At 71.2% G+C, this 11638-nt stretch carries 13 protein-coding genes, 3 tRNA genes and 1 pseudogene; 5 read left to right on the forward strand and 12 right to left on the reverse strand.

From position 1 onward, the window contains the following. Positions 1 to 24: 24 nt before the first annotated feature. From nusG to ACLZOT_RS30945, 3 genes are all read right to left on the reverse strand, one after another. Entirely contained in the window at positions 25 to 882 is an 858-nt protein-coding gene (gene nusG, locus ACLZOT_RS30935) for a transcription termination/antitermination protein NusG (RefSeq protein ID WP_416972406.1), read from the reverse strand. Positions 883 to 963: 81 nt separating this feature from the next. After that, complete coding sequence (gene secE / locus ACLZOT_RS30940) at positions 964 to 1251, reverse strand: preprotein translocase subunit SecE (RefSeq protein ID WP_010354295.1); 288 nt, start codon at positions 1249 to 1251, stop codon at positions 964 to 966. A gap of 108 nt (positions 1252 to 1359) precedes the next feature. Further along, positions 1360 to 1432: transfer RNA gene (locus tag ACLZOT_RS30945), tRNA-Trp, on the reverse strand. Positions 1433 to 1649: 217 nt separating this feature from the next. Here ACLZOT_RS30945 and ACLZOT_RS30950 point away from each other — a divergent pair. Both ACLZOT_RS30950 and ACLZOT_RS30955 read left to right on the forward strand, forming a co-directional pair. Further along, positions 1650 to 2873, forward strand: coding sequence for a pyridoxal phosphate-dependent aminotransferase (locus ACLZOT_RS30950; RefSeq protein WP_416972407.1), 1224 nt, complete (start codon positions 1650 to 1652; stop codon positions 2871 to 2873). A gap of 116 nt (positions 2874 to 2989) precedes the next feature. Next, positions 2990 to 4030, forward strand: a complete 1041-nt coding sequence (locus ACLZOT_RS30955; RefSeq protein ID WP_416972408.1) for an adenosine deaminase — start codon at positions 2990 to 2992, stop codon at positions 4028 to 4030. Here ACLZOT_RS30955 and ACLZOT_RS30960 read toward each other — a convergent pair. Both ACLZOT_RS30960 and ACLZOT_RS30965 read right to left on the reverse strand, forming a co-directional pair. Next, positions 4011 to 4643 (reverse strand): annotated as a pseudogene (locus tag ACLZOT_RS30960) (hypothetical protein); the annotation flags it as partial. The gene ACLZOT_RS30955 and the pseudogene ACLZOT_RS30960 sit on opposite strands and share 20 nt — an antisense overlap. Positions 4644 to 4786: 143 nt before the next feature. Next, positions 4787 to 5377 (reverse strand): TetR/AcrR family transcriptional regulator, encoded by a 591-nt coding sequence (locus tag ACLZOT_RS30965; protein ID WP_416972409.1) that lies wholly within the window; start codon positions 5375 to 5377, stop codon positions 4787 to 4789. Between the two features lie 113 nt (positions 5378 to 5490). Here ACLZOT_RS30965 and ACLZOT_RS30970 point away from each other — a divergent pair, with 113 nt between their 5' ends. Then, positions 5491 to 6123: an NAD(P)-dependent oxidoreductase gene (locus tag ACLZOT_RS30970; RefSeq protein WP_416972410.1), complete on the forward strand. Its 633-nt coding sequence runs from the start codon at positions 5491 to 5493 to the stop codon at positions 6121 to 6123. A gap of 79 nt (positions 6124 to 6202) precedes the next feature. On the opposite strand, the gene ACLZOT_RS30975 is transcribed toward ACLZOT_RS30970, so the two are convergent. The 6 genes from ACLZOT_RS30975 to ACLZOT_RS31000 all read right to left on the reverse strand — a co-directional run bounded on the left by ACLZOT_RS30975 (position 6203) and on the right by ACLZOT_RS31000 (position 8811). Then, the gene (locus ACLZOT_RS30975; protein ID WP_416972411.1) at positions 6203 to 7258 is read right to left on the reverse strand and encodes a UDP-N-acetylmuramate dehydrogenase; all 1056 of its coding nucleotides are present in this window, start codon (positions 7256 to 7258) and stop codon (positions 6203 to 6205) included. A gap of 97 nt (positions 7259 to 7355) precedes the next feature. Beyond that, a complete protein-coding gene (locus ACLZOT_RS30980) occupies positions 7356 to 7784 on the reverse strand; it encodes a MaoC family dehydratase (RefSeq protein ID WP_416972412.1) in 429 nt (142 codons plus the stop codon). 8 nt (positions 7785 to 7792) lie between these two features. Continuing rightward, a complete protein-coding gene (locus ACLZOT_RS30985; RefSeq protein ID WP_416972413.1) occupies positions 7793 to 8248 on the reverse strand; it encodes an FAS1-like dehydratase domain-containing protein in 456 nt (151 codons plus the stop codon). Between the two features lie 102 nt (positions 8249 to 8350). Beyond that, positions 8351 to 8515, reverse strand: a complete 165-nt coding sequence (gene rpmG, locus ACLZOT_RS30990) for a 50S ribosomal protein L33 (RefSeq protein ID WP_018834916.1) — start codon at positions 8513 to 8515, stop codon at positions 8351 to 8353. An 89-nt stretch (positions 8516 to 8604) separates the two neighbouring features. Next, positions 8605 to 8677 (reverse strand) — tRNA-Met (locus tag ACLZOT_RS30995). 61 nt (positions 8678 to 8738) lie between these two features. After that, positions 8739 to 8811: transfer RNA gene (locus ACLZOT_RS31000), tRNA-Thr, on the reverse strand. Between the two features lie 245 nt (positions 8812 to 9056). Between ACLZOT_RS31000 and ACLZOT_RS31005 the strand changes: the two genes are divergently transcribed. Both ACLZOT_RS31005 and ACLZOT_RS31010 read left to right on the forward strand, forming a co-directional pair. Beyond that, complete coding sequence (locus ACLZOT_RS31005; RefSeq protein WP_416972414.1) at positions 9057 to 10310, forward strand: amidohydrolase family protein; 1254 nt, start codon at positions 9057 to 9059, stop codon at positions 10308 to 10310. Positions 10311 to 10491: 181 nt separating this feature from the next. Further along, positions 10492 to 11148, forward strand: a complete 657-nt coding sequence (locus ACLZOT_RS31010; protein WP_416972415.1) for an SDR family oxidoreductase — start codon at positions 10492 to 10494, stop codon at positions 11146 to 11148. Positions 11149 to 11185: 37 nt separating this feature from the next. On the opposite strand, the gene ACLZOT_RS31015 is transcribed toward ACLZOT_RS31010, so the two are convergent. Further along, on the reverse strand, positions 11186 to 11398 hold the full coding sequence (locus tag ACLZOT_RS31015; RefSeq protein WP_416972416.1) for a hypothetical protein: 213 nt from the start codon (positions 11396 to 11398) through the stop codon (positions 11186 to 11188). Positions 11399 to 11638 lie beyond the last annotated feature (240 nt).

The raw sequence follows: 11638 nt of genomic DNA on the forward strand, positions 1-11638 counted from the left end.
CGGAAGTGTTTCTTCCAGAGAGACCTAGTTCTTCTGGATCTGGTCGAAGGACAGCTCGACCGGGGTCTCGCGGCCGAAGATCTCCACCAGGCCCTTGACCTTCTTGGAGTCGGCGTTGATCTCGTTGATGGTCGCCTGGAGCGTGGCGAACGGACCGTCGGTCACCGTCACCGAGTCGCCCACCTCGAAGTCCAGCACCTGGACCTCGACCTTGCGCGACGGCGCCGGCTTGCCCTCGGCCTCGGCCGCCTCACGGGCCGCCTTCTCCTCCGCCTCGGGCGCGAGCATCTTGACGATCTCGTCCAGCGTCAGCGGGTAGGGGTCGTAGGCGTTGCCCACGAAGCCGGTGACACCGGGGGTGTTGCGGACGACGCCCCAGGACTCGTTGGTGAGGTCCATCCGGACGAGGACGTACCCGGGCAGCTTGTTCTGCCGGATCGTCTTGCGCTCGCCGTTCTTGATCTGGGCGACCTCTTCCTGCGGCACCTCGGCCTGGAAGATGAAGTCCTCGACGTTCAGCGAGACGGCGCGCTGCTCCAGGTTGGTCTTCACGCGGTTCTCGTACCCGGCGTAGGTGTGGATGACGTACCACTCGCCGGGCAGCGTGCGCAGCTCCTCGCGGAGGGCCTCGACGGGGTCGACCGGCTCGGCGGCCTCGACGTCGCCGCCGGACTCGTCCTCCTCGTCGTCGCCCTCTTCGAGGTCGGCGTCCTCTTCTTCGAGGTGGACGGCGTCCTCTTCAGCGGCCTCGCCGGCCTCCGCGTCGGCAGCCTCGACCTCGTCCAGGTCCTCGTCCGCGCCCTCGATGATGTCGAGCTCGTCGTCGACGGACTCGACGGTCTCGACAGCTTCGTGGTCGTCGTTCAGGTTCTGGTCAGACACGTGGCTGCTTCTTCCTGGGTTGCATAGGGGTGGAACATGCGAAAGGGGCGCCGGTTTCCTCGGCGCCCTTCGCTGGTCGGCTCAGCCGAAGACGTACTTGGCGGCGTGGCTGAGGCCATAGTCGATCACCGTGACCAGACCGATCATGATGACCACGAAGACGATCACCACGGTGGTGTAGGTGGTCAGCTGGTTGCGCGTCGGCCAGACTACCTTGCGCAGCTCGGCGACGATCTGGCGGTAGAAGAGGGCCAGACGCTTCAGCGGGCCCCTCTTGGCGCGCTTGCCGCCCTTGCGCGCCTTCTTCTTGCTCTCAGGCGCTTCGTCCTGGGCATCAGGCGTGTCGATGGAGCCCACGGCATCCGCCATTCGTCCTCACCTGTTCCCGGGTCGTGGCCGTGCCGCGCCCGGTCTGAGCCGCACGACGGTGCAATGCTGTGTGTACCTGCGCACACATCCTGGAGAAGGAGTGTGAAGCAGGGCCGGAGGGACTTGAACCCCCAACCGCTGGTTTTGGAGACCAGTGCTCTACCAATTGAGCTACGACCCTCTGTGTGTCCCTCAACCTACCGTATCCGGGCGAGTGCTTGGTGTGCATCGCTTGCGGCACGGCTGTTGAAGGCCAACGACGGATGAGTGTACGTGCTCTTGGGCCGCGCGTCGAACGCGAAGCGCTCTTGATCGCTTTCGGTCTGATGTTCCGTCGGTTTGCCCAGTCCGTGAAACCGGCGTGCCCGGGGTCTCACGGGTCTGAAAGCATGGGCCGCATGAGCGCTGCAACCTCTCCCACCGAACGCCGGGTCTCGGCCCGCATCGGCGCGATCTCCGAGTCCGCGACCCTCGCCGTGGACGCCAAGGCGAAGGCCCTGAAGGCCGCCGGGCGTCCGGTGATCGGTTTCGGCGCGGGTGAGCCCGACTTCCCGACCCCCGACTACATCGTCGAGGCGGCCGTCGAGGCGTGCAAGAACCCCAAGTACCACCGCTACACGCCGGCGGGCGGCCTGCCCGAGCTGAAGGCCGCGATCGCCGCGAAGACCCTGCGCGATTCGGGGTACGAGGTCGACGCCTCCCAGATCCTCGTCACCAACGGCGGCAAGCAGGCCATCTACGAGGCGTTCGCCGCGATCCTCGACCCGGGCGACGAGGTCATCGTCCCGGCGCCGTACTGGACGACGTACCCGGAGTCGATCCGTCTCGCCGGGGGTGTCCCGGTGGACGTCGTCGCCGACGAGACGACGGGCTACCGCGTCTCCGTCGAGCAGCTGGAGGCGGCCCGCACCGCGAACACGAAGGTCCTGCTTTTCGTCTCCCCCTCGAACCCGACCGGCGCGGTCTACACGCGCGCGCAGGTCGAGGAGATCGGCCGCTGGGCCGCCGAGCACGGCCTGTGGGTCCTGACGGACGAGATCTACGAGCACCTCGTGTACGGCGACGCGGAGTTCCACTCGCTGCCGGTCGTCGTCCCCGAGCTGGCCGACAAGACCGTCGTCGTCAACGGTGTCGCCAAGACGTACGCCATGACCGGCTGGCGGGTCGGCTGGGTCATCGGCCCCAAGGACGTCGTCAAGGCCGCGACCAACCTCCAGTCGCACGCCACGTCCAACGTCTCCAACGTCGCCCAGGTCGCCGCGCTCGCCGCCGTCTCCGGTGACCTCGCGGCCGTCGAGGAGATGAAGGTCGCCTTCGACCGGCGGCGCAAGAAGATCGTCGCGATGCTCAACGAGATCGACGGCGTGTTCTGCCCGGAGCCCGAGGGCGCGTTCTACGCGTACCCGTCCGTCAAGGACCTCCTCGGCAAGGAGATCCGCGGCAGGCGGCCCGCCACCTCGGTGGAGCTGGCCGAACTGATCCTGGAGGAGGCCGAGGTCGCGGTCGTACCCGGTGAGGCGTTCGGCACACCCGGATATCTGCGGCTGTCGTACGCGCTGGGCGACGAGGATCTCGTCGAGGGCGTCTCGCGGATCCAGAAGCTGCTGGCCGAGGCCAAGTAGGACATCGCCGGGCGGGCCGTCTTCCCTACGGGAGGCGGCCCGCCTTTTTGTACGGGCGAGCCCCCGTTCAGGGAACCGATTACCCGCGCCCCACCCGCGTACGGCAGTATCGGCGAATGGAGCGTGTACGTGATCTCTCTGAACTCCCCAAGGCCCATCTGCACCTGCACTTCACCGGCTCGATGCGGCCCGCGACCGTGCTGGAGCTGGCCGACAAGTACGGCGTACGGCTGCCGGAGGCGCTGACCGAGGCGCTGACCAGCGGGGAGCCCCCGCAGCTGAGGGCGACGGACGAACGGGGCTGGTTCCGCTTCCAGCGGCTGTACGACGCGGCGCGCTCGTGCCTGCGGGAGCCCGACGACATCCGTCGCCTGGTGCGGGAGGCCGCCGAGGAGGACGTCAGGGACGGCTCCGGGTGGCTGGAGATCCAGGTCGACCCGACCTCGTACGCGCCCCGTCTCGGCGGGCTCATCCCGGCGCTGGAGATCATCCTCGACGCGGTGGCGACGACCTCGCGGGAGACCGGGCTCGGGATGCGGGTGCTGGTCGCCGCGAACCGGATGAAGCACCCGCTGGACGCCCGTACGCTCGCCCGGCTCGCCGTGCGCTACGCCGACCGGGGCGTCGTCGGCTTCGGCCTCTCCAACGACGAACGCCGGGGCATGGCCCGTGACTTCGACCGGGCGTTCGCCATCGCCCGCGAGGGCGGGCTCCTGTCCGCGCCCCACGGCGGCGAGCTGACCGGGCCCTCCTCCGTCCGCGACTGCCTCGACGACCTCCACGCGAACCGGGTCGGCCACGGGGTCCGCGCGGCGGAGGACCCCCGGCTGCTGAAGAAGCTGGTGGAGCGGGGGGTGACCTGCGAGGTCTGCCCCGCCTCCAACGTCGCCCTCGGCGTCTACGAGAAGCCCGAGGACGTGCCCCTGCGGGTCCTGTACGACGCCGGCGTCCCGATGGCCCTGGGCGCCGACGACCCCCTCCTCTTCGGCTCCCGGCTCGCCGCGCAGTACGAGATCGCGCGACGCCATCACGGCTTCACGGACGAGGAGTTGGCGGAACTCGCCCGGCAGTCGATCCGGGGGTCGGCGGCGCCGGAGGACGTACGGGCGAAGCTGCTGTCCGGGGTGGACGACTGGCTGGCGGCACCGGCTTCTTGAAGCAGATCAGCACCTCCAGGGGGTGGCCGCCGCCGGGTGGCTGGGACAGGGCCGGGACGTTCGTCATCAGGGTCGAGTAGCCCTTGGCCACCTCCTTCTGGCGCGGGCCCCACAGTGCCGCGTCCGCCAGTCCCCGCGCCGTCTCCGCGAACAGGTCCCTGCTGCCGAACAGGAAGAACGTCCGGGCGTGCGTGGCGTGCCGGAAGGTGTCGCGCAGGTCGGTGTGCCCGCTGCGCCCGCGCCAGGCGTCCGCGTGGCGCTCGGTGCGCGCCTCGTCCGTGCGGGCGGTCAGGGGGGTGCCGGGGCCCAGACTCCGGCGCAGCTGTGGCCACTTGCTCGCGCGCAGGCCGTACGTGTGGTGGGCCAGGACCAGGTCGACGCGCTCGCCCCGGCCCTCGATCAGGGGGAGGCCGTTGCGCAGCGGCACATGGACGATCGTCCGGCGCGAACAGGCGGCGAAGGCGAAGAGGCCCGCGAGCAGGGTCAGGGCGCCCTGGTCGCCGTAGAGGAAGCCGATGGGGTCGGGGGCGGTGAGGGAGGTGTGGCGGAGGGGGGTGCGGGGCTGGACTATGCGGTGGGTGCGCGGCTTGAACTCGGTGAGTCTCAGGCGCATGCGGAGGGCCTCATGGGGTCAGGGTCGGGGGGTGGGTGGGGGGTGTGCAACGGGGTTTTTCGGGGGCGGGGTTGAGGCGGGGTTCGAGGGCGGGGTGTTCGGGTACGGGGGCGGGTTCGGGGCGTTGTGGCGGTCTCGGTGGCTCATGCCGTGATGCCCGCGAGGAGCGTGCGGGCCAGGCGGGGGGCGAACGTCGCCGTGTCGGGGCGCTGGTCCGCCGCCTCGTACGCGAACGCGCGCTGGGCGCAGGCGCCGAGGAGGAGGGAGGCCGCGGCGAAGGTGTCGGTGTCGGGGGCGATGCGGCCGAGGGCGCGTTCCGCGCGGAGGTAGGCGTCGAGGAGGTCGATGGGGACGTGCGGGCCGGCGCCCTTCTCGCGCATCGCCTGGTCGTGGCGCCGTTTGAGGCTGTTCTCGGCGTAGAGGGACGCGGCGATCGGGAAGCTCTCGTCGTAGAAGAGGCACGCCTGACGGGCGATCTCGGTGAGGTTCTCCTCCAGCGTCCCCTGTCCGGGCTCCGCGGCGAGGCTGCCGAGGAGGGGGGTCAGCCGCGGGAGGCGTTCCATGAGGACCTCGACGAAGAGGTCCTCCTTGCTGTCGAAGTGTTTGTAGAGGGCGGCTTCGGAGCAGCCGGCCGCTTTCGCGATCTCCTTGGTGGTGGCCCGGGCCAGTCCGGCCGTCCGCATCAGGTCGTGGGCGGCGTCGAGGATGCGTACGCGGGTGGGCCTGGGTTCCATGGGGGCATCCGTTCGATAGCTGGACTTGACGGGTGAGTGAGTGCTTACCCACTCTAGGAGAAGACAGGGTGAGTGAGCACTCACTCACCCATCATTCCCGAGGGGAGTCCTCCATGAAACTCACCGTTCTGGGCGCCACCGGCGGCATCGGCCGGGAACTCGTCCGCCAGGCTCTCGACGCGGGCCACACGGTCACCGCCGTCGTCCGCGACCCCGCCCGCCTCCCCGTCACCGGCGCCCGCCTGGAGGTCTTCCGCGCCGACCTCACCGACCCGGAGGCCCTGCTCCCCGCGCTGACCGGCCGCGACGCCGTCCTCTCCGGACTCGGCCCGCGCGGCCGGAAGGACGCCGGCGTCGCCACGCGTCTGACCCGCACCGCCCTGACGGCCCTGGAGGCGACGGACGTACGCCGGTTCCTGCTGGTCAGCGCCTCACCCGTGGGCCCCGCCCCGGCGGACGACGGCCTGCTGGACCGGGGGATGCGCAGTGCCGTCTCGGCGATCCTGCGGCCCGTCTACGACGACCTGCGCGCGATGGAGGCGGACGTCGCCCGCTCCACGGCCGCCTGGACGTTCGTCCGCCCGCCCCGCCTCCAGGACAAGCCGGTCACGGGGGTCTACCGCACGGTGATCGGCGGCTTCCCGCGCGCGGGGCGGTTCATCGGGCGGGGGGATGTGGCGCACGCGATGCTGGGGATGATCGGGGAGGTGGGGACGGTGAAGCAGGGGGTGGGGGTGGCGTACTGAGGGGGTTCGGGGCGAGGTGGGGGCGCGGCCGACGGCACGCGCCCCTGCCCCTCCAGCGACCCCGCTCGGACGTGCCCCCTCAGAGGCCGACGCCCACCATCACCGGTTCGTTCACCAGCGTCACCCCGAACGCCGTCTCCACCCCGGCGACGATCTCGCGGGCCAGCGCGAGGAGGTCCTCGGTGGTGGCGGCGCCCCGGTTCGTGAGGGCGAGGGTGTGCTTCGTGGACAGGCGCGCGGGGCCGGTGCCGTACCCCTTCGTGAAGCCGGCCTTGTCGATGAGCCACGCGGCGGACGTCTTCGTGTGCCCCTCCCCCGCCGGGTAGGCGGGCGGTTCGGTGCCCTCGCCGAGCCGCTCCCGCACGCGCGCGTGGAACGCGGCGAACTCGGCGTCCGTGAGGATCGGGTTGGTGAAGAAGGAGCCGGCGGACCAGGTGTCGTGGTCCTCGGCGTCCAGCACCATCCCCTTGCCCGCGCGCAGCTTCAGGACCGTCTCGCGCGCGGCGCCGAGCGCGACCCGCTCCCCCGCCCCGACGCCGAGCGCCCGCGCGGTCTCGGCGTACTTCAGGGGCGCCGACAGCCCGCCCGCGTCCTCCAGCGCGAACCGCACGCGCAGGACGACGTACCGCTCGGGGTCCGCCTTGAAGCGGCTGTGGCGGTACGAGAAGGCGCACTCGGCGTTCGTCAGCGTGACCGTCTCGCCCGCGCGCCGGTCGTAGGCGACGACCTCGGTGATCGTCGAGGAGACCTCCTGGCCGTACGCCCCCACGTTCTGGATCGGCGTCGCGCCCGCCGAGCCGGGGATCCCGGCGAGGCACTCGATCCCGGCGAGCCCGGCGTCCACCGCGCGCGCGACGGCGTCGGTCCACACCTCGCCCGCGGCCAGCTCCAGCGTCGTACCGGACAGTTCGACGCCCCGGGTGGCGATGCGCAGGGCCGTGCCCTCGAAGCCCTTGTCGCCGACGACGAGGTTGGAGCCGCCGCCGACGATCAGCAGGGGTGTCCCGGCCGCGTCGGCCTCGCGCACGGCCTCGATCACCTCGGCGTCGGTGGTGGCGGTCACCAGGCGGGTGGCGGGGCCGCCGAGCCGGAACGTGGTCAGCGGGGCGAGCGGAGCGTCGTGAAGTTCGAGCACGCGGCCAAGCCTACGAGACGGCACTGACAACGCCGCTTTGCCGCTGGGCATGCGTAAGGGGCGCCTCGCCATGGAGAACGCCCCTTACAGCGACGGCTCAGGCCAGGCGGACGACCGCCCGGGACATGCCCAGGACCTTCTGGCCCGAGCTGGTGACGGTGAGGTCGACACGGACCGTGTTGTCGTCGAGCTTGGCGGCGACCTTGGCGGTGACCTCGATGAGGGCGCCCTCGTCGTCGTTGGGGACGACGACGGGCTTGGTGAAGCGGACGCCGTAGTCGACGACCGCACCGGGGTCGCCGGTCCAGTCGGTGACGACGCGGGCCGCCTCGGCCATGGTGAACATGCCGTGCGCGATGACGTCCGGGAGGCCCACCTCCTTGGCGAACTTCTCGTTCCAGTGGATCGGGTTGAAGTCGCCGGAGGCGCCCGCGTAGCGCACGAGCGTGGCGCGGGTCACCGGGAAGCTGCGGGCGGGCAGTTCGGTGCCGACCTCGACGTCGTCGTAGGAGATCTTCGCCGTCATGGGATTCCTCACGCCTCCTCGGCGACCGCGCGGGCCACGAGCTTGGTCCAGGCGGTGACGACGTGCTCGCCGGCCTCGTCGAAGACCTCGCCGCGGATGTCCACGATGTCGTTGCCGGCCATCGACTTGATGGCCTCGATGGTGGTGGTGACGCTCAGCCGGTCGCCCGCGCGCACGGGACGGACGTACGTGAACTTCTGGTCGCCGTGCACGACGCGGCTGTAGTCGAGGCCCAGTTGGGGGTCCTCGACGACCTGTCCGGCCGCCTTGAAGGTGATGGAGAACACGAACGTCGGCGGGGCGATCACCTCGGGGTGCCCGAGCGCCTTCGCGGCCTCGGGGTCCGTGTACGCGGGGTGGTCGTCACCGATCGCCACCGCGAACTCGCGGATCTTCTCCCGGCTCACCTCGTAGGGCGCGGTGGGCGGGTAGCTCCGCCCCACGAAGGACTGGTCGAGCGCCATGGGCCCGGCACCTCTCTGGTTGCTCTACTGACCGGTACTGCCTGTCCAACGACGTGAGGCCGCCCCCGATCTCTCGGGGACGGCCTCACGTACGAGCCTGATTTATCGCGTTTCGCGGTGCGCGGTGTGCGCGTTGCAACGCGGGCAGTGCTTCTTCATCTCCATGCGGTCCGGGTTGTTACGCCGGTTCTTCTTGGTGATGTAGTTCCGCTCCTTGCACTCCACGCAGGCCAGCGTGATCTTCGGGCGGACGTCGGTGGCAGCCACGTGAGTGCTCCTTGACGAACGGATAGAAAGGATTAACGCATGAAAGAGTAGCCGACTGAAGGACCGACCCCACAATCGGCTACTGTTCGTAGCGGTGACCGGACTTGAACCGGTGACACAGCGATTATGAGCCGCTTGCTCTACCGACTGAGCTACACCGCTGTGATGAGGTCCGTCCCCGCCTCGCGACCAGAAGTCTTGCGGCGGGAACCTCCCTCACCAGAGCCCCAATACGGAATCGAACCGTAGACCTTCTCCTTACCATGGAGACGCTCTACCGACTGAGCTATTGGGGCGAGCGAGGAAGACATTACACGCTCCCCGGGCGTTCACCCAAATCCGTTGTCCAGCCCTGTACGGGCCCGGTTTCCGGCCTGTCACAAGGGCCTCCGGGGCCTCCCCCGCACGGCGGACCACACCGGTACGACTATTTCGTCCCTCCCTGACAGCGTCGTACGACCGCCCTAGGCTCGACTCACTCTGTGTGATCTTCCAGCCCCCGGACCGGGGTCCCTTCGCCGTCCCTCGTTTTTGGAGCGCGATGCCCGACAGCCAGCCGCAGCCGTCACCGTCGTCCGGGTCGTCCGGGGCATCCGGCAACCAGCAGGACCCGTCGGCCCTCCTGCTGTGCGGCGCCCGGCTCACCGACGGCAGGACCGTGGACGTACGGCTGGGCGGCGGGCGCATCGAGGCGGTCGGTACGGCGGGCAGCCTGACCGGCACACCCGCGCGCGGGGGACGCGTCGACCTCTCCGGCTACCTCCTGCTCCCCGCCCCGGCCGAACCGCACGCGCACGCGGACACCGCCCTGTCCGCCGACACGGACGGGCCGGTGTCGTACGCCCCCGAGGACGTCCAGCGGCGTGCCACCGAGGCGGCCCTCCTCCAGCTCGGTCACGGGGCGACCGCCCTGCGCGCGCACGTGCGCGTGGGCGACGTCCAGGGGCTCGGCGCGCTCGGCGCCGTCCTCCAGGCCCGTCGTTCGCTGCACGGGCTCGCGGAGTTGACGGCCGTGGCGGTGCCGCGCCTGCTGACCGGGGTGGCCGGCGCGGACGGGCTCGCGATGCTGCGGGACGCGCTGAAGATGGGCGCGTCCGTGGTGGGCGGCTGCCCCGACCTCGACCCCGATCCGACGGGGTACGTCCAGGCCGTCCTGGAGGTCGCCGCCGAGCACGGCTGCCCCGTCGACCTGCACACCGACGCCGCCGACCCCGCGCGCCTCGCCCGCGTCGCCGCGCAGTGCGGGGGGCTGCGGCCCGGCGTCACGCTCGGCCCGTGCGGCGCGCTGCCCGCCGAGCACGCCGCCCGTACGGCCGACCGGCTCGCCGCCGCGGGCGTCACCGTCGTCTGCCTCCCGCAGGGCTCCTGCGGGGCCGTGGCGGGCCGTGGAGCGGCCCCTGTCCGGCTCCTGCGGGCCGCCGGCGTACGCGTCGCCGCCGGGAGCGGGGCGCTGCGGGACGTCGCCAACCCCGTGGGGCGCGGTGACCCTCTGGAGGCCGCGTATCTGCTGGCCTCCCGCGCGGGGTTGCGTCCCGAGGACGCGTACGACGCCGTCAGCGCGTCCGCGCGCGCGGTGCTCGGGTTGCCGGAGGTGCGGGTGGAGGCGGGGTTTCCGGCGGAGTTGCTGGCGGTGCGGGGGGAGCGGCTCGCGGGGGCGTTGTCGCTCGCCTACAGCCGGATCGTGATTCATCGGGGGCGGGTGGTGGCTCGGACCAGTGCGGTGCGGGAGTACTGCAATTCGGCTGCGGCTGCGGAGTTGGGGTTGCCTCGGCAGGGGCGGGGGGAGGTGTCGTAGGTCGGGGCTCGTGGGGGCGGCGGTGCTGGTCATGGCTGGCGGCGCTCGCTGGTCACGGTTGGCAGTGCTGGTCACGGTTGGCGATGCCGTCACGGTTGGCGATGTCGGTCATATTTACCGACCGTCACACTTAACGGGAGCCGTGCGGCGGACGGGGCTCCTCGGGCGTACGGTCGACAGCATGCGCATTGTCATCGCCGGAGGTCATGGTCAGATCGCGTTGCGGCTGGAGCGGTTGCTCGCCGCGCGTGGGGACGAGGTCGCGGGGATCGTCCGCAAGGCCGAACAGGGGGACGATCTGCGGGCGGCCGGTGCCGAACCGGTCGTCCTGGACCTGGAGTCGGCGTCCGTCGAGGCGGTCGCCGCGGTCCTGGAGGGTGCCGACGCGGCCGTGTTCGCGGCGGGCGCGGGGCCGGGCAGCGGGGTCGCCCGCAAGGACACCGTCGACAAGGGGGCCGCGGTCCTGTTCGCCGACGCGGCCGTACGCGCGGGCGTGCGCCGGTTCCTGGTGGTGTCCTCCATGGGCGCGGACGCCGGTCACACCGGGGACGACATCTTCGACGCCTACCTGCGCGCGAAGGGGGCCGCCGACGCGTACGTGCAGGGCCTCGGCGCCCTCGACTGGACCGTCCTGCGGCCCGGGGGCCTCACCGACGACGCCGGGAGCGGGCTGGTGCGGCTGGAGGCGCGTACGGGGCGCGGCATGATCCCGCGCGACGATGTGGCCGCCGTCCTCGCGGAGTTGCTGGAGACGCCGGCGACGGCGGGGCTGACGCTGGAGCTGGTGGGGGGTTCGACGCCGGTTTCGGTGGCGGTGAAGTCGGTGGCGGGGAACTGACGGGGGCTCAGGGGAGTTGTACGGCTGAGGGAGCGGGTCAGAAGAGGGGCATCTGACCCGGGAAGTCGGGGACCGCGAAACCGTCCAGTGACGGCTGGGCGGCGCCCAGTTGGGCGGGGCTGCGGGAGCCGGGGCAGGACGTCAGCTCGCCGGCCTCGCGGGCACCGGGCGGGTCGTGCCGGGCGAACCGTCCGGCGACCACGGCGATCTCGCGACGGCACTCGGGGCAGGTTCTGCGGCGGCTGGACATGAGGTCAGTGTGCCTCAGGACCGGATCCGGACGAGGGCGCGTGGACACCGCGATCCGGTGTCGCGGGAGGGTGTGATCTTCTTCATGGGCCGCCCTCCGGCACTCATGACGAAGGGCCCGTGACCCACTGCTTGAGTGGATCACGGGCCCTTGCGTTCCCGTGTGGCGGCGCCAGGATTCGAACCTGGGAAGGCTGAGCCGGCAGATTTACAGTCCTCTCAGGATCGTCCCCGCGCATGC

The organism is Streptomyces sp. 4F14, from assembly GCF_048159485.1.
Taxonomy (GTDB): Bacteria; Actinomycetota; Actinomycetes; order Streptomycetales; family Streptomycetaceae; genus Streptomyces.

What these genes read in the sequence shown, in the direction of transcription:
- secE (WP_010354295.1), bottom strand. Translation starts at nt 1,251, where the DNA reads ATGGCGGATGCCGTGGGCTCCATCGACACGCCTGATGCCCAGGACGAA.
- ACLZOT_RS30950 (WP_416972407.1), top strand. Translation starts at nt 1,650, where the DNA reads ATGAGCGCTGCAACCTCTCCCACCGAACGCCGGGTCTCGGCCCGCATC.
- ACLZOT_RS30955 (WP_416972408.1), top strand. Translation starts at nt 2,990, where the DNA reads ATGGAGCGTGTACGTGATCTCTCTGAACTCCCCAAGGCCCATCTGCAC.
- ACLZOT_RS30965 (WP_416972409.1), bottom strand. Translation starts at nt 5,377, where the DNA reads ATGGAACCCAGGCCCACCCGCGTACGCATCCTCGACGCCGCCCACGAC.
- ACLZOT_RS30970 (WP_416972410.1), top strand. Translation starts at nt 5,491, where the DNA reads ATGAAACTCACCGTTCTGGGCGCCACCGGCGGCATCGGCCGGGAACTC.
- ACLZOT_RS30980 (WP_416972412.1), bottom strand. Translation starts at nt 7,784, where the DNA reads ATGACGGCGAAGATCTCCTACGACGACGTCGAGGTCGGCACCGAACTG.
- ACLZOT_RS30985 (WP_416972413.1), bottom strand. Translation starts at nt 8,248, where the DNA reads ATGGCGCTCGACCAGTCCTTCGTGGGGCGGAGCTACCCGCCCACCGCG.
- ACLZOT_RS31005 (WP_416972414.1), top strand. Translation starts at nt 9,057, where the DNA reads ATGCCCGACAGCCAGCCGCAGCCGTCACCGTCGTCCGGGTCGTCCGGG.
- ACLZOT_RS31010 (WP_416972415.1), top strand. Translation starts at nt 10,492, where the DNA reads ATGCGCATTGTCATCGCCGGAGGTCATGGTCAGATCGCGTTGCGGCTG.
- ACLZOT_RS31015 (WP_416972416.1), bottom strand. Translation starts at nt 11,398, where the DNA reads ATGTCCAGCCGCCGCAGAACCTGCCCCGAGTGCCGTCGCGAGATCGCC.